Below are 16,608 nucleotides of genomic sequence, written 5' to 3' on the forward strand. Positions count from 1 at the left end.
AATTGGGTCAACAGGTAAAAGATGAGTAATTTTACTCATTGACAATAGTGCTTTTAGCTTAACTTGTGAGTAATGATCCTGGATGCTTTCGGTCAACAGTCAACAGTTAACAATCACGGACGGTGCAACCGGAATTGATATCACTGATAACTAATGACTGCTGACTAATTATTGCTGGCGAGAGTGCAATGCTGGATTTGACGATCGCCGGTACAATGCGATCGCACGCCATTCTCGCCCCAGAAAGGTTTCTTGCGTCAGAACCTGGGGCCCGGCGCCGATTAAAGCTCAATCAATTTGCGACTTAGCTACTGAGTTCGCTTGCGTGGAGAATGGCAATTTGCCAATAATAACAATTCAGATCCTAGGTCGATCGAGCATCAACTTTACGCCTTTGGAGAGCAAGTAGGAGAGATGTTCCGCAGAAAGAGACAGCATTGTACGCAAAAGCTCAAAAACCCTCTTTCTGAGAGATTTCTGCCCCTCCTGGAGGCACAGGGCCGCTCAGAAACCGAGTTTTTTAGCTCACCGAAATGAAAACCGCGATCGGAAAGCGTCAGGGCGATCGTCCGTTGGCGTAGCGATCCCTCAAGAGACCGTGTTCCGCCTACCGCAGCAGTGACTAATTCCCGACATAACACATTAAGTTTAATTTGTCAATCAGTAATTCCTCTCCTGAAATTACTCGATCGGTCAGTCCTGGACGCACACATACCAAAGAAACCGGGTTTTTTACCTCATCTTCGAGTACGAACCAAATTTTTTCGTAAAAAAACCGGGTTTCTGATTTCCGGTGCGTAAGTCTTATCAGTAAAAAAAACTTAGCCGATCGGCAAGAAGGGCGCTTCCTCAATTGCCCTTCTTGCCGCTTTCGAGGGTTGGCCACCCCTAATCTCTGCTTGCAGTGCGTGATTGACAGGGGCTAGTTTCATTGTCCGCTTCTGAACTTTGGCATTTAATACCTGATTCACTTCAGAGAGTTGGGCAGGTTGTTGTGGCATCTAGGCAAATAATTAAGCTTGCTCGCGGGCGACTCCCAAGTGAGCAGCAATCGGGCGCAGAAACTCGATTTCCTCTGCTTGCGGCTTTAAATCCTGAGCCGCGCGAATTGTACTGATGATATTAAATTATGAGCTAAACTAGAGATTAGATTTTATAGGCGATCGCCTGCTAGCATCCGTTTCAAAAACACTCTTAAGTACCCGATCAGCCTCTGAAGTTCCTCTTTAATGAACTGGTATCGTTCCATCAGGGTTCGCGGAGTCATGTTCTACTTAGTCTCAACAGAAGTATCAACAGCTCTTACATAAAATATTAAGTCTTGTTTTTCAAATCGCTCTTTCATAATTTCTTGTTAAAAATATGTTAAGAAAAATGTAATTAATGCAGAGCACGGCAGATAGAGCCACAATAGTAGATAGTAACTCTAACAAGCTTCAGACTTGACTGAAGCAGTAGGAATAACTGGGTATGACTAGCATAACAAATCTGTTTCTCGGATATCACATTAACGAGCAAATATACGCAGGCACTCGAACTCTAGTGTATCGCGGCATTCGCTGTTCAAATGGGCAGCCAGTCGCGATCAAACTGCTGCGAAATGACTTTCCCTGCTTCAACGAACTGGTGCACTTCCGCAACCAGTACGTCATTGCTAAAAACTTAGAGATCCCCGGCAGTGTCAAAGCATACAGCCTGGAGACTTACCAGAACCACTATGCTCTGGTGATGGAAGACTTTGGCGGAATTTCCTTAAGTAGCTACCTCGCTCTTCTAGCATCCGAGAGCAACGAACCGCTAGAAGGCTTGCCGATTAGCGAGTTTCTGCCCATTGCGATTCAAATTGCCAACTCCCTCGACGGAATTTATCGCCACCGAGTTATCCATAAAGACCTCAAACCCGCCAACATTCTAATTAACCCCAGCAGCAAACAAGTCAAGCTGATTGACTTCAGCATCGCTTCCCTGCTGCCGCGCGAAACCCAAGAAATTCAAAATCCCAACGTCCTAGAAGGCACCTTACCTTACATATCTCCCGAACAAACTGGGCGAATGAACCGAGGCATTGACTACCGCACAGATTTCTACTCGCTGGGAGTCACATTCTACGAATTACTAACAGGAAAGTTACCCTTCCAAACAGACGATCCAATGGATTTGGTACACTGCCACCTCGCCAAACAGCCTATCCCAGCCTCAACAGTCAACCAGAGCGTTCCATTGGTGCTGTCACAGATTGTCAGCAAACTGATGGCGAAGAATGCTGAAGCTCGCTATCAAAGCGCCCTAGGACTCAAGTACGACTTAGAAACTTGTTTGTGCCAGTGGCAAGAGACAGGGAGGCTGACTAACTTTGATTTAGGGCAGCGAGATTTGTGCGATCGCTTCATCATCCCAGAAAAATTGTACGGTAGAGAAAACGAAGTATTCTCCCTGCTATCGGCCTTCGAGCGCGTCAGTGCCGGCAGCACCGAAATGATGCTGGTTGCGGGTTTCTCCGGCATTGGCAAAACCGCTGTTGTCAACGAAGTTCACAAACCAATTGTCAGACAGCGAGGCTACTTTATTAAAGGCAAATTTGACCAATTTGGGCGCACCCAACCCTTCTCAGCTTTTGTACAAGCTTTTCGCGATTTAATGGGACAATTGCTCTCGGAAAGCGACGCTAAGGTTGAGCAGTGGAAGACTCAAATCCTGATAGCATTGGGCGAGAATGCTCAGGTAATCGTTGAGGTAATTCCCGAACTAGAGCGGATTATCGGACAGCAACCGCCAGTCCCAGAACTTTCTGGCAGTGCCGCGCAAAATCGCTTTAATTTGTTGTTTGAAAAATTCATTCAGCTCTTCACCACAAAAGAACATCCTTTAGTAATTTTCTTGGACGATTTGCAATGGGCAGACTCAGCCTCATTGAAATTGATGCAACTGCTGATGAGCGACATTGATAACTGCTATCTATTTTTAATTGGAGCTTATCGGGATAACGAAGTATTTCCAGCGCATCCATTGATGCTGACCTTAGCAGATATTCAAAAAACTGAAGCCAAGGTGAATACTATTACCTTAGATCCCCTCGCTCAAGCAGAGGTAAATAGTTTAGTTGTTGATACTCTAGCTTGTTCTACAGCGTTGGCTCTGCCTTTGACAGAACTCGTTTATCAGAAAACTTTAGGCAATCCATTCTTCAGCACACAATTCCTCAAATCTTTGCATGAAGATGGGCTAATTGAATTTAATTTTGAAGCTCGGTATTGGCAGTGCGATATTTCTCGAGTGCGCACCTTGGCACTAACAGATGATGTAGTAGAATTTATGGCACTTCAGTTGCGAAAGTTGCCAACCCAGACACAGTCAGTTTTAAAGTTAGCTGCTTGTATTGGCAATCAGTTCGATTTAGGGACTTTAGCAATTGTTGATGAAAATTCGCCAGTAGAAACCGCAACAGCTTTATGGAAGGCACTACAAGACGGGCTAATTTTACCCATTACCGAAGTTTATAAGTTTTATCAAGCAGAGGGGAATAGCGAATCGGTAATCGGTAATGGGAAGGAATCTGACCAATTATCAATTACCCATGACCAATCACCCAAATACAAATTCTTACACGATCGCGTCCAACAAGCTGCCTATTCTCTTATTCCAGAAGACCAAAAGCGATCGACTCACATAAAAATCGGTCAACTGCTGTTAAGGAATACGCCAGAAGCCGACGAACGAGAAGAAAGGATTTTTGATATTGTCAACCACTTAAATATGGGAATAGGGCTAATTAACGACGAACTAGAGAGGGAGCAATTAGCACGGTTGAATCTGGTTGCTGGAAAGAAAGCCAAAGCTGCTACTGCTTATTCTGCTGCGGTTGAATACTTCAAAATAGGTGGAGAATTACTGACAGCAAATAGCTGGCAAAATCAATATGAAATGACATTATCACTGTACTCAGAAGGAGCAGAAGCAGCTTTTTTGAGCGGTAATATTGAAGGAATGCAGAGACTCGTCGATCTAGTCCAAGATCGCGCTACCTCGCTGCTGGACAAAATTAAAGTGTATGAAGTCCAGATGCAAGCTTATATGGCGCAGAACAGGATGCTAGAAGCGGTTAGTACGGGACTACAAGTTTTAAAGGTGCTAGGGGTGGAGTTTCCCGAAAAAGTGAACCCGTCAGATATTGGGCAGGCACTAGGGGAAACTGCGGCAATTTTGAACGGGCAGCGAATTGAGGATTTAGTTGACCTGCCTCAAATGAGCGATACCTATAAATTGGCAGCCATGAGACTTTTATCAAGTCTCTTTACTCCTGCATATATTGCAGCCCCAGAACTGGTGCCTTTGACGGTGTGCAAACAAGTAGATTTATCCGCCCAATATGGGAATGCTTCGGTGTCTCCGTTTGTTTATGCCAATTATGGTCTTCTTCTTTGCGGAGTTGTGGGAGATATTGATTCGGGTTATCAGTTCGGTCAATTAGCCTTAAGCCTATTGTCAAAGTTAAATGCTCAAGAAATCAAAGCCAAGACATTTGTCGTAGTAAATTCATTTATCCGACATTGGAAAGAGCATCTCAAAGAAACCTTAAAACCTATCATGTCGGCTTACTCTATCGGTATGGAGACGGGAGATTTAGAATTTGCTGTCTCTGCTTTAATGCTTTACTCCTATTTCGCCTACTTTAGCGGCAAAGAACTGACTGTCCTTGAAAGAGAGATAGCAGCCTACAGAGATGTTGCTAATAAAATCAAGCACGAAACAGTGCTTCATTATATAGAAATCTATTGGCAAGCTATTTTAAATCTGCTTGGAAAGACTGAAAATCCCTGCCTTCTAAAGGGTGAAGCCTACGATGAGCAGATCGTGTTGCCATTGCACCTGCAAGCGAACGACAAAACGGGACTTTACTATATATATTGGAACAAATTTTTACTTAGTTATTTGTTTGAAAATTACTTAGAAGCGATTGAGAATATCGCTATAGCAGAGAAGTATTTGGAGGCAGTGGTAGGATTGCCCCTTATTCCTCTATTCCATTTTTACGATTGTTTAGTACGGCTAACGGTGTATCTCGATCGCCCAGAGTCAGAGCAACAGGAAATTCTCGTTCGCGTTCAAGCTAATCAGGAAAAAATGCAAAAATGGGCGCATCATGCCCCAATGAATCATTTACACAAATTCTATCTAGTAGAGGCCCAACGGCATCGGGTTTTAGGTGAGAAAATAGAGGCGATCGAGATGTACGATAAGGCGATCGCTCTTGCTAAAGAAAACGAGTACATCAACGAGGAAGCTCTAGCTCACGAACTCGCAGCTAAATTCTATTTGGAATGGGGGAAAGAAAAACTCGCACAACCTTATCTAATTGATGCATACTATGCCTACGCTCGTTGGGGAGCAAAAGCAAAGATTGACCATCTAGAAAAGCGTTATCCCCAATTACTTGCTCCGATCCTGCAACAGGAGCGAACTCGCCAGAATCCGAGCGAAACAACTCACACCTCCAGCAGTGAATCATCCCTATCTAACACGAATAGAACAATTATCAGTAGCACCAGCAGTTGGGGGGTAGTAGATTTGCCGACAGTTATCAAAGCTTCTCAAGCTCTATCTAGCGAAATAAAACTCGATCAATTGCTGACTACCCTCATGCAAGTGGTGGTGAAGAATGCCGGAGCACAAAGCGGAGCATTAATTTTGAATGAAGAGGGAAACTGGAGGATAAACGTCCACTGCACAAACCGTGAAGACTGCCTTCTGCAATCAATTCCGGTTGAGGAGAGCGAAGTAATTCCTCTCACCCCGATCAACCACGTCAAACGTACAAAAGAAACCCTGATTTTTGATGATGCTAGCAATCAACCAAGATTTGCATCTGACCCCTACATGATCCAACACCAACCTCAGAGCCTGCTTTGCACTCCGATCAGCGAGCGAGGGAAAATGATGGGGATTCTGTATCTAGAGAATAATGTCACAATCGGAGCATTTACACGCGATCGCGTCACCATCCTCAACATCCTGTGCTCGCAAGCTGCAATTTCCTTACAGAACGCCCGACTGTATCAGCAATCCCAGGAATATGCCCAAAAACTAGAGCTTTATCTTGACGATCTCAAACAGATGCAGTTGCAATTGGTGCAGGGTGAGAAGATGTCAGCTCTCGGCAATCTCGTGGCAGGGGTAGCCCACGAAATTAACAATCCCGTAGGCTTTATCGCCGGCAACTTGCAACCGGCTCTTGAATACCTACAAGATTTGTTCGAGCTAATCGATGTATATCAAGATAGTTTTCCCAAGCCCGGAGCTAAAGTTGAAGAAAAAATCGAGGCGATAGACTTGGAGTATTTGCGAGAAGATTTGCCGAAATTGATAGGCTCGATGCAGGAGGGAGTCGATCGCATCCGCAATATCAGTACGAGTCTGAGAACGTTTTCCAGGGCAGATAGCGATCGACCAGTTGCTTTCAACATTCATGATGGACTCGAGAGCACTCTGCTGATTCTCAAGCACCGTTTAAAAGCCAGCGAGTTCCGCCCTGCCATTGAAGTGGTGAAAGATTATGGTAACTTGCCCGCCGTGAAATGCTTTCCCGGACAGTTAAACCAGGTATTTATGAATGTACTGGCCAATGCCATTGACGCTGTGGAGGAGTCAAATAAGGGGCTCGGTTTTAGTGAAATTAAAGCCCGACCGAATCAAATAACGGTTCAAACTGTTCTGAGCGAATCCCAAAATCAGGTTTTGATTCGGATTAAGGATAATGGAGTGGGGATGTCGAACTCCGTCAAGGAAAACATCTTTAACCACTTATTCACAACCAAGTCTGTGGGTCAAGGAACCGGATTAGGATTGTCTATAGCCCACCAAATTGTTGTGGAAAAACATGGAGGTACGTTAACAGTGAATTCCTGCCTGGGGCAGGGTTCGGAGTTTGTGATTTGTATTCCGGTGTGATATCAATTCCGGTTAGATAGGAATGATTAAACCACAGAGGGCACAGAGGACACAGAGAAAGAGATGAGAGAGATAATAATTCCGATGTCAACGGATTTGATATGAGCAGTTGGTAGTAGGTCTTTAGCGCAATTAGCGCTGCCTCGCAACTACGAGATCGGTTATTAGAAGAAAGAGGGTACGGGGAACGGGGAACCTGCAACAGGCTAGGGGTTCTATTGCTAGGAACTAACGACTACGGACTAGGGAAAGAAAGAATCTAGACTAATTCCCCCATCCTGGGCCCGCACCTTATTCGTGATTGAGGCAGGGGTTTGCAACCGCCTGCTTTATAAACACTCTTCCCTTTTTTTGTGCCCGGTTTTGAGTTAAGAGTTCCCTTGAGATTCTAAGCCTCTACCTTACCGAAAGGAAATTCGTGGGAAGTTGCTTGGTAAATTTGAGAAATAAGCGACAAACTTAATATTTTTTAAGCTGTGTGGCGCGAGTTTATTCACTCTGTAGACTTTTTCAGCAAGCCCTAACTAATTTTTGATAGGGCAATCGATAATATGATAAGGTGCGCGCACCCTACGTTGATGAGGTGCGCGCTTGCCACTTGATGCTTGGATGTACGGAGAGGGTGGGATTTGAACCCACGTTAGAGTCACCCCTAAAGTAGATTTCGAGTCTACCGCATTCAACCGCTCTGCCACCTCTCCAATTGATTTGAGATGTGAGCTAAATGTATTTTACCGCACAGTGCGCCACATTGTAAATCTTTACAGAAAAGAAGTTTGATTTTCTTCTGATTCCAGAGTGGTCTTAAATCCCGCTGCTGGCGTCCACTGGAGGGCTCCGTCGCGCCCTGTCCAGAATATTTGGGTTTTGCTTTGGCGCAGTTGGGCGGCGGTTTCTGGGTCGATTTCGTTAGCAGATGCGATCGCCACTTGGGGTCTAACTGCGCTTAATAACTCAGCCGTCAGGGTTTTTCCCGACCACCACAGCACTTGAGCCGGCTTGAAGGTTCCCGTTGCTGCCAATTTTTTTTGCGCTTCCGGTGTCATTTCACCGACGAGCAACCAAGTTCGATCGCCCACGAGCAATTCTACCACCGGAATCTCGGCATTCACCAACTGCAACCGCGTCGAACCCAGATCGACTGTACTGTTAGTTTCTAAAGGAAAGTAAACGCCAAGGCGAGATTGCACAGCCGTTATAAATTCCTGATTGCTGCCACGGTGAATTTGTTTCGGAGCGTTATTATCATAAAATGTTTTAATTGGCAAGCGTTCTAGTAATTTTCCCCAACCGCCGCTCAAACCTAAATGACCGTGAGTGGCGATCGCCAAATTCACAGAATTAACTCCTTGCTGCTGCAAAAAAGGCAACACTGTAAACCTTACGGTATTTTCATCACCGCTATTAATTAGCGCCACTTTTCCCCGCTCTTGAATTACCAAAACAGGCTCACCAGATGTCGCCAGCAAAGTAACTTGAAATAAAGATGCTTGAACGTGCCAAGCTGGCAAAACTATGATACCCATTCCCGCCACAACCGCCAGCGGTAAAATCCAAGCCGAAGAAAAAACAGGCAGCGTAGTAACTCTGCTTTTCCCCTTCTTCCCTCTGCCGTTTTCCGGTTTTTTCCCTCGGACTTGTTCCTTGTTCCTTGTTCTTTGTTCCTTGTTCCTGACCTCCGTTAAATCCCGTACACGGCTCGTTGCCGACCTTCTTCCCCCGATCCACACCCAGCAAATTAAACTGTAAAGCGCGATTAGCTGAAACACCGATACTTGACCGACAGCTACGGAATTACCGGGTAATTGCGAGAAATATTGGGCGATCGCAATTAACCCTTTTGCCGGATAATCCAGCAGTTGCGCTAAAACACTGCCAGCAGGCGGAAAAATCAATCCAGCTAAAGCGCTAATCATCCCCCCAATACTCAAAATCCACAGCAAAGGAGCGGCAATAATATTGACTAAAATGCTGTAAGGTGATACCACACTAAAAACGTAAAGTAGCAGCGGTAGCACCCAAACTGAAGCCGCGATTGGAACTACAACAATTGAAGCGATCGCGGGCGGCATCCAGTCTAACTTTGCCATCAGCGGGGGCGTTGTTACTATTAACCCCAAAGTAGCCAAAAAACTTAGTTGAAAACCTAAATCCCAAATCCACAAAGGGTTAACCAGCAGTAAAATAGTAGCAGCGATTAACAGCAATCCCAGCGGCTTAACTTGGCGGTTAAGTACCAAAGCAAATAGTGTTCCAAATCCCATCAAAGCGGCGCGGCATACTGAAGCTTCAAAGCCCGTTAACCCCACGAGCAAAAATAAAGCACCGACGCCAAAGCTAAATTGCAATTGTTTGGAAAAATGCCTGGTTAAAGCTAGAACTAAAGCCAAAACCATCGAAACTTGAGTGCCGGAAGCTGCGATCGCGTGGGCTAATCCAGCCTGTACAAAAGAGTCGCGGATGTTGTAAGGTAAATCGACTGCTTGTTTGCCGAGGGCGATCGCCCCGATCAAGGGCCCTTCGGGAACATTCAGCTGCGATAGTTGCGATCGCACGATCCGCTGCCGCATCGCTTGAATTGTCGATGGGCGCATCCCGCTGGGCTCCCAAAAAGCATCCGCTTGGTTGTTAACTCGATTTACCTCCGCGATCGCATTTTCTCTCCTCCAGTCAATTTGACGCCCTTTGAGTCCTGCAAAAGCTCCTTCTCGGGCTAAATAGGCTTGAAAATCAAAAGCCCCCGGATTCGACGGCGGCTGCGGTTTGTACAAGGAACCCACAACTGCGATCGTATTGTCGGCGTACAAACTTGTTGCTTGCAGCAGCGGCACTGTAACGTAGAGTTTGCCGGATACTGGGCGGTTTACAACTACTCCTCCCTCGCCGCCGTTGATTTCGCTAACCAAATCTGTTTCTAGCCAAAATTGCGATCGGCCCGATCGAGTCAATCGGGGGGTACTGACCACTCTACCGCGAACTGTCACCGCCACTTCTTGAGTGTTGCCGCCAGCCGGAATCAGTTTGCTGATGTCATTAATTGCCGGTTGGGGCGATCGAACTGCAAAATAAACGCTAGCTAGAAATGCCACCAAACCCGCCACTGCCCACACCCATTTCGCTCTCGGCAGCATCTCCAACAAACTCAATTCTTCCCTGGCATCTAAGGGTTCTTCAAGAGCCTTTTCTTTTTGTCTTCTGCGTCTTTTCTTAGTAACTTTGACTGAATTTTTAGTAAAATTTCGCAACAATTTCGGCAGGGCGAGCGCCACCGCTATCCCCAAAGCAAGTATCCCGTATCTACCCCAAGGAACCGCTGTAGAAATCAATCCCAAAATGTAAGCTAGACAGAAAATGACACCCGTTGCTTGATTCATTAATTAGTAATTCAGAGGGGGAATATTTCAGGGAAATCGATGCCGGACTTATGCACTCCTTACCAAAGAAACCGGGGTTTTCAAGGGGAGTAAAGGGCTAAATGCCGTGAATTTGGGTAAAAAACCCGGTTTCTGGCTACCCGTGCGTAAGTTATAGCAAAATTTTTTTCCTTACATTCTTTCCCTTCCTCTTCCTCTTCTAAATAGACAGGCCCAATTTTAAACCGAAAGCCGCGTGCAGCACCATAAGTGCGCGTCGTGCCTCAATAAGCGTGAACCCCGCGCAGTGAGCGAAAGCATCCAGGATACAAGCCCCCGGATTCATCCGTCCAGAAATAAAAAACGTGTATCCGATGAAACTTGCCCCCCGAATTTATCCGTGGGGTCAAGGCTTCAATCTAAAATCTAAAATCTAAAATCGATTGACTGCTTGCCACCCCCAAAACCCGTCAGCGAAATCAAGCTGCCAACAGCCAGCAAAACCAGCACTGCCGAACCCGTCCAAAAATGCGGACTTTCCATGACTGGCTGCTGCTGCATCACCAGCGACAGCAAGCCACCTGTATAGCCCAAAGCTAGAAACAGAAACATCCACGGTGCAAGCTTGCGGTGATCCGAGCGACTTTTGAGTGCGACATCTTTATCGGTGGCCAAACGTCCCTGCCATCCCGTATACCCGACAAAACTGCCCATCGCCACCACCACGATCCCCATCATTACAGGGTGTCCCCAATGGGTAATTGCTTCGGGAATTCCTAGACTGCGAAATTGACTGGCGATGGGTTCTAGAAGTTCGCTTAAATTTACCATTTGATGCTGACTCCAAACTTGGCGATAAATATTTTTTGACTAATCATTAAAATATTATAAAATATTAGTGTAGCAACCGCGATCGCGCACTTCAAAGAGCCGTTTAACCTGAGGGCCAAACATTGCCCAGAAGCCTAGATATACGCAAAACTTAGCCGGCTAAAGCCGGCTGTGAGATTTTTACAGCAGTGATGCTGCTTGAAGTTAATTCTTAGGTTGATCAGCTAAATCTAAGAGCAAAAATAAACGCAATTAGCCCGCAGCACGTTACACCCCGGGGGCTACCTTTCGCCCAATCTTCACAGCCTCATCCTCACTCTGGATGTTAAATTTTACCTGCCTGCTCCAAGTTAATTTCAATTCCTTGACTTTTGAATGCCAAAGTGAGAAATTAACATGGCAGCCGATTAGCAGTCGCACTTCTACATTTTGCTAATCGCTCTCAAGGGAGAATCAACTGCTGAAAAAAAAACTAGAGGTTCCAAGTTTGAGACTTCTTGCATAAAGTATGCCGTCTGCCCCTGCCCACTTCGATCAACTGAGCGCTCAACCGTCTGAAGGCACCCTGAAAGCACCCTTGTCTGTTGAGCAGCCATCGCTGTGCACCTAAATGAACCCTCTCAACTAACTAGCTGGGGATTCGGTTGTAGCAGACAAGCAGTGACTTTCTTGCGTCCCCTTCCTCGGAACCGTACAATCGCTAAAGTCACTGCGCCGTCGCTAAAGTAGCTTCCGAAGGTTGGATTTGATACTTTACGAGATTTGCCAGTTCTTGTAACTGATTAATAGCTTCTGCACCTTCTAGTTTCATTAGTTCGCGGTCGTCCCGCATCTCTGTCCAAGTGATACCGTAATCTGACACTAAAAATCGAATCAGATGGTTGTCCGTCAAACTGACCATAAATGAGGCACTGTTCATCTGACCCCCGCAAGTGTAGCAGGATGCCAGATAACCCCGATGCTCTAGCACGATCGCTAAAGCTTGGAGGTTCATTACCAAATCTTGAACGAATTTACGGTGTTGTTCTGCAAGTCTCAGAAACACAGTTCTCCTCCTATCACCACACCGTGTATTTTACATCCCATTTAATAATTTCTTAATAAGTGGGTATTTAGGTGCTGGTTCAGTATACGTTTAGTATGCTCAAAAAAAATCGGATTAGCGACCTCTTCAGCTTACCTATACTAGGTTAACCGAGTTGCGCTCGAAACTAAGTATCAGCAGCGACATTCAGCCAAAACAGGCTCTCGCCCGGGACTCCAGCCTGAAAATTTGCCTGCTGTCACGGTTGATTCAGCCGTCAAAGAGCCCAAAGATACAAATAACTAATGATAGCTATGAAATTAGTTAAGTATAAGAGTTCAATCGCCCTGGGGATACTCGTCCCAAAGCGTTGTCGTCTGCCGCAAGCTCCGAAAATCGCCATTCCCCAAAATCAAGTGATCGAGCAGCGGAATCGACAAAAACTGCGCTCCCGCCAGCAACTGTCGCGTCAAAGCAATATCCTCCGGGCTTGGATCCACAATCCCCGAGGGGTGATTGTGCGAGATAATCGCCCGCGTCGCCCCCTGGCGGATCACCTCGCGAAAAATATCCCGTGGGTGAGCCAAAGTTTCCGTTGCTGTGCCGATGGTAATTATCTGAGTACCCAGCAGCCGATTTTTCACATCCAGCAGCACCACAGCAAAACGTTCCTGAGACTGCCACATCAAATCTTGACTCAGGGCATCCGCCGCCGCTTGCGGAGAGTCAACCACTGCCATTTCCGGCGGCCGCGACTGAAACACCCGCTTCCCCAACTCCACCGCAGCCAAAATCGAAGTCGCCTTAGCAGGGCCAATCCCGTGAATCTGCGTCAACTCCTGAACGCTAATACTGCGCATCACAGCCAGAGGATCGCGGGAATGCAAACTCAACTGATTTAAAATATACTGTCCGAGTCCGACGGCGGAAAGTTTGCCTTGTCCCTGACCGGTACCCAGCAGAATCGCAATCAATTCCGCAGTCGCCAAACTTTTCGGGCCACCTGCCATCAGTCGCTCCCGCGGCCGTTCACTCGTGGGCAAATCGACAATTCTCAAGCTGTAAGTCATAGCTGCACCAGCACCGAAAGCTCAACAATTACATGATTTTAGCCGATCGATTTGCGTTCTTCAATTGGTACTATCACCGAAAAAAGCCTTCATCATTAACCGATCGTTGGAGTGGGCATCCCGCGAGCGATATTCTCCCCGCTAACCTTGACAAAATCGAATATATTTGTTAATTTTAGGGTTAAAAAATCACGCGATTTTTACTCGCGAAAAACCCTGTTATCTCCCTAGCGAGTTGATTTACATTCACGGCGACTAATTAGTTTTCGATTCACAAACTAATTAGTCGCCGTGAATCCAGTATAAAGCTGGACTCGCGGCGGGATTAGTATCTGACTAATGCCGGAACTACCGTAGGTAAACAACTAGGGAGAAAACAAAATGAAATTCACTCTCGAGAAATTAACTCCACAGGCGATCGCTGGGTGGGGGCGGGTTTACCAGATTATGGGTTTGAGGCAATTATTGTTGGTGAAACCCGCCCCTACATAGATATTGTTCAACACGCAATTTATCATTGGTAATTGATTAAAACGTTAGCTTTTACTATGGTAGGAGCAATAGCCTTCGGTTATTTCAAAGCTCAGATGTCGCCGCCCAATCCCAACTTGGAACCCGGTCAAAAAAATCGAGCAATCTTATACAATTAGATGTCAAAAAGGAGAGTGTGAATCTAAGAATACCACATCTTTATGATGAGATAAATCCCTAGTGACATCAAAAGGTAATAATTTAATATTATTTAAATAACAAATAATTTATTCGCGAGCTATAGCGGTTCGATCGCGTGGTGAGGTAAGCTGTTGTGCATTTAAATTGTATATTTCGAGTCCCGATCAAAAATCGTCAAATCCTCTCCCCCTCTCCCCTTCACCCCCTCTCCCTCTCTAATACCATAGGCAATCTAGATGCAACACAGCTTATGCCCTATGCCCTATGCCCTATGCCCTATGCCCTATGCCCTATGCCCATGAGTACCTCATCTTTGTGAGAAAGGCTATATATGATGATGATTATTTAATGTTGTTGGCTCGTTCGATGTGAGAGAACTGTATAGTCATGCACATCGAACAAATAGCCAACCACAATTTAAAATCACTAATTTCTCCAGAGTCTGCGCAGGCATTGAGATTTGATAATTAGCATTGATTGGATTGCAGCACTGAGGGCGCCCAAAATTAGAGAGTTAACGACAAACTGTAGGGGTGCGGAATGTGGATTAAAAAAACTTGGTTTCTCGCCCTCCAGGTTCAAGTCCTGGTAAAATTCTTTGTAACGCTGCCAGAAAAGTGAGGTGCGCCCTCAGTACCCTAGGTTCAGCACAAAGGTGCGCTTACCCTAAATTCTGCCAATTCAGTTGAGGCCGGCAGCCCCGAGGAAACTGCTTGCGGCGGCTTACCTGCTGTAACCCCAACCAAAAAAAACGAAACTGCCATCAACCCGCCGTACAAGGCAGTCGCTCGCTTGCGAGTTCCCAGTCCCACCCATTGAGGATTTAGCAGCCCCAGACAAAAAGCCGGCGTTGAAAACATAAAAGTTAATACAAACAAGCTGGACATAAGGCACCTCCGAGTCGCGAACTGCAGCGATCAATTACTTTTATATCCAATTAATAGGTCAAAAAATCCGCAAAAAAAAGTTACAATTTAGGATTTATGACTTTGGACTTATTACCTGTTATTAAGAAATAATAAAAACGGGTTAAATCTCTTACTTTAGGTAGTTGTTAAAAAAATAGCTTTAAAAAGCACCCGAAAATTCAGCTTAAAATAGAAAGTAAATTCCTCACTCAAAATATGAAAGTCCGCTTTAACGTAGTCCGCCAAAATCAAAACGAGGCTCCCCGGGTTCATACTTACACCCTAGAGGTGGAAGAGAGCAATACCATCCTCGACTGCCTCAACAGCATCAAGTGGGAACACGACGGCACTTTAGCTTTTCGCAAAAATTGCCGCAATACAATTTGCGGCAGTTGTTCTATGCGGATTAACGGTCGCTCGGCATTAGCTTGCAAAGAAAATGTGGCCGGCGAACTCGCAAGACTGCAAAAAATAGCTGATTCCAGCTCAGCAGAAAAGCCTGCCGATTTCATCCCAGAAATCACGGTAGCCCCAATGGGAAATATGCCGGTAATTAAAGATTTGGTTGTTGACATGACCAGTTTTTGGGACAACCTGGAAGCAGTGGAACCCTATGTCAGCACAGCCTCGCGAGCAATTCCCGAACGCGAATTTCTGCAAACTCCCGAAGAGCGATCGAAACTCGACCAAACCGGGAACTGCATCCTCTGCGGCGCGTGCTATTCTGAGTGCAACGCCCGCGAAGTCAACCCGGAATTTGTCGGCCCCCACGCCCTCGCCAAAGCTTACCGCACGATCGCCGACGGACGCGACAGCGAAACGGAAAATCGGCTCGAAAAATACAACGAAGGCACCTCAGGCGTCTGGGGATGCACGCGCTGTTACTACTGCAACTCGGTTTGTCCGATGGAAGTTGCGCCGATGGATCAAATTGGTAAGATTAAACAAGAGATTCTCGATCGCAAAGACGACCAAGCGAGTCGATCGATCCGCCACCGCAAAGTTTTAATCGATCTCGTCAAAGAAGGCGGCTGGATAGACGAGCGCAAATTTGGCATCGAAGTAGTAGGAAACTACTTCCGCGATGTTAAAGGTTTGCTGAGTCTGGGCCCGTTGGGTTTGAGAATGATCGCTCGCGGCAAGTTCCCGCTGTTTTTTGAGCCTTCAGAAGGTACCGAAACTGTGCGAAATCTGATCGAATCGGTTCAAAGTTTAGAAAACTCAGCAGATTAGCGATCGGCTGTCATTTTCCTGGTAAATTACAAGTTGTGCGATCGCAAAGCTTCCCAAAAGTCATTACTCAAAACTCAAAACTCAAAACTTTTCAATGACTGCTAAAACTCCTCCATCCCCAAAACCGACAACCCCAAATACTCCAAAACAAGTAGAACCAGCCTTTGGCTGGAGTGCCTACGCCGAACAAATTAACGGACGATTTGCGATGGTGGGATTCGTGGCACTTTTGCTGCTAGAATTCTTCACCCGCCAGGATTTTTTCACCTGGCTGGGCTTGCGTTAAATCGATCGGTCTATGACTCACTAAAAATGCTCGAAAACCTGGTTTTTTAGCGATAATACGACTGGCACGAAGTATTTTGGTAAAAAACTCGGTTTCAGGCCACCGGTGCGTAAATCCTATTCATATAGCAACCGCCAACAGGGTTAGGACGTTCTTAATTCCTGAAATTAATGCGGTCTATTGCTTCTTCCTTTTCTCCTAGATAACTAATATCATGTCCGATCGATTAACCATAATATCCCGGTCGGGGCGGGTTTTTGAGATGGGAGATTGTTGGCAGGTATTG

At 46.0% G+C, this 16,608-nt stretch carries 9 protein-coding genes and 1 tRNA gene; 3 read left to right on the forward strand and 7 right to left on the reverse strand.

Translation table 11 applies throughout. From position 1 onward, the window contains the following. Positions 1–821: 821 nt before the first annotated feature. The gene (locus QUB61_RS32735) at positions 822–1,001 is read right to left on the reverse strand and encodes a hypothetical protein (protein ID WP_333135208.1); all 180 of its coding nucleotides are present in this window, start codon (positions 999–1,001) and stop codon (positions 822–824) included. 469 nt (positions 1,002–1,470) lie between these two features. On the opposite strand from QUB61_RS32735, the gene QUB61_RS32740 reads away from it, so the two are divergent. Continuing rightward, positions 1,471–6,945: an AAA family ATPase gene (locus QUB61_RS32740; RefSeq protein ID WP_333190287.1), complete on the forward strand. Its 5,475-nt coding sequence runs from the start codon at positions 1,471–1,473 to the stop codon at positions 6,943–6,945. Between the two features lie 614 nt (positions 6,946–7,559). On the opposite strand, the gene QUB61_RS32745 is transcribed toward QUB61_RS32740, so the two are convergent. The 6 genes from QUB61_RS32745 to QUB61_RS32770 form a co-directional block, all read right to left on the reverse strand. After that, positions 7,560–7,646 (reverse strand) — tRNA-Ser (locus tag QUB61_RS32745). Positions 7,647–7,706: 60 nt separating this feature from the next. Then, positions 7,707–10,319, reverse strand: a complete 2,613-nt coding sequence (locus QUB61_RS32750) for a ComEC/Rec2 family competence protein (RefSeq protein WP_333134948.1) — start codon at positions 10,317–10,319, stop codon at positions 7,707–7,709. Positions 10,320–10,724: 405 nt separating this feature from the next. Further along, positions 10,725–11,129 carry a DUF4079 domain-containing protein gene (locus QUB61_RS32755; protein ID WP_333134946.1) on the reverse strand — a complete coding sequence of 135 codons (405 nt, stop codon included), beginning with the start codon at positions 11,127–11,129 and terminating at the stop codon, positions 10,725–10,727. A gap of 706 nt (positions 11,130–11,835) precedes the next feature. Then, positions 11,836–12,174, reverse strand: a complete 339-nt coding sequence (locus QUB61_RS32760) for a DUF1815 family protein (protein WP_015176985.1) — start codon at positions 12,172–12,174, stop codon at positions 11,836–11,838. A 317-nt stretch (positions 12,175–12,491) separates the two neighbouring features. Then, positions 12,492–13,223: a RadC family protein gene (radC, locus tag QUB61_RS32765; RefSeq protein ID WP_333134944.1), complete on the reverse strand. Its 732-nt coding sequence runs from the start codon at positions 13,221–13,223 to the stop codon at positions 12,492–12,494. A 1,316-nt stretch (positions 13,224–14,539) separates the two neighbouring features. Further along, entirely contained in the window at positions 14,540–14,782 is a 243-nt protein-coding gene (locus tag QUB61_RS32770; protein WP_333134942.1) for a hypothetical protein, read from the reverse strand. A 237-nt stretch (positions 14,783–15,019) separates the two neighbouring features. On the opposite strand from QUB61_RS32770, the gene QUB61_RS32775 reads away from it, so the two are divergent. Next, the gene (locus QUB61_RS32775) at positions 15,020–16,036 is read left to right on the forward strand and encodes a succinate dehydrogenase/fumarate reductase iron-sulfur subunit (RefSeq protein ID WP_333134940.1); all 1,017 of its coding nucleotides are present in this window, start codon (positions 15,020–15,022) and stop codon (positions 16,034–16,036) included. A 94-nt stretch (positions 16,037–16,130) separates the two neighbouring features. Further along, entirely contained in the window at positions 16,131–16,322 is a 192-nt protein-coding gene (locus QUB61_RS32780; protein ID WP_333134938.1) for a chlorophyll a/b-binding protein, read from the forward strand. Positions 16,323–16,608: the final 286 nt, after the last annotated feature.

Origin of the sequence: Microcoleus sp. C2D2 (genome assembly GCF_036702495.1) — a bacterium.
GTDB lineage: Bacteria > Cyanobacteriota > Cyanobacteriia > Cyanobacteriales > Microcoleaceae > Microcoleus.